Annotated in this window: 1 protein-coding gene; it reads left to right on the top strand. The window is 37.3% G+C overall.

Annotation, left to right across the window (positions count from 1 at the left end):
- Window positions 1–66: 66 nt before the first annotated feature.
- A protein-coding gene (locus SKM54_RS12355; RefSeq protein WP_321095509.1) for an IS3 family transposase occupies window positions 67–1,213 on the top strand; the annotation gives its coding sequence in 2 pieces (ribosomal slippage) (window positions 67–334 and window positions 334–1,213; 1,148 coding nt annotated over the 2 pieces). This gene is flagged as partial in the annotation.

The following is a 1,213-nucleotide window of genomic DNA, read 5'->3' as shown; positions in this document are numbered from 1 at the left end:
TGATGTGTGCTGAAAAAAACGGAGACTTTAACTTGGTAAACTAAACATACTCATCAGGAGTTTACCATGAGCAAAAAACAAAAGATTTATACAGCAGAATTTAAAGCTGAAGCAATCAAGGCTATTGATTCAAATAAAGGAAATGTTTCAGAGACAGCACGACAACTTGGTATTTCCATGCAAACGCTGTCGAATTGGCATAATAAAGCAAAAGCTGGAACATTAGCGGGCACACAACAATATTCACCTGATCTCGTTGCTCTACTTGCAGAAAATAAGAAACTCAAACAGCAACTCAAAACTGCGGAAATAGAAAGAGAATTTCTAAAAAAAGCAGCAGCGTACTTTGCCAAGGAAAATCAGTGAGGTACGCTTACATGAAAGAGCACAAAAACAGTTACTCGATAACGCTGATGGCTAGACTGCTCAAAGTTTCAGTTTCACGGTTTTATGATTGGTCAAAGCGTGGCTTAAGCCAACGAACTATTCAAAGAAACCAACAGACAATCTTGGTCAAAATAGCCCATCTAGAAACCAATGAAAGTTATGGTTATATTCGTTTAACTAAACACTTACAATCTAAAGGTATCAAAATCAGTCAGTATGAAGTCCGTTGTATTAAAAAGCTAAATCAGCTGTATTGTAAGCGCCATAAACGTTTTAAAAGAACAACGAATAGCGACCATAATCGATCTATCTACGATAATTTGTTAGAGCAAAACTTTGAAGTAACTACCCCAAATGTTGCGTGGGTAAGTGACATTACATATGTATGGACAACTGAAGGTTGGCTGTATTTAGCTGCTTTAAAAGATCTTTGTAGCAAACAAGTGGTTGGCTATAGCTTAAGTGAACGGATGACAGCCCAACTTGTTTGCAATACGCTCAGCATGGCTATTCGCAATCATAAGCCATCTCGAAACTTAATCGTTCACTCGGACAGAGGCAGTCAGTATTGCAGTCATGAATATCGTAACATGATTGAAAAATATGGATTTCAAGGTTCAATGAGCAAACGTGGGGATTGTTACGATAATGCACCCATTGAGAGCTTTTGGGGCATATTAAAGAATGAACTTGTTCACCATCGCACCTACCAAACAAGAGAAGAAGCCAAAGCAGATATTACAAAATACATAGAGCTATTTTATAATCAAAGCAGAATTCAAAAAGGTCTGAATTTTAAAACGCCAAATCAAATGGCAAAGGACTT

This window comes from Acinetobacter faecalis (assembly GCF_034187745.1).
Classification (GTDB): Bacteria; Pseudomonadota; Gammaproteobacteria; order Pseudomonadales; family Moraxellaceae; genus Acinetobacter; species Acinetobacter faecalis.
Note: the sequence above shows the minus strand (reverse complement) of the source record. Positions and strands in the feature narration are given on the sequence as shown.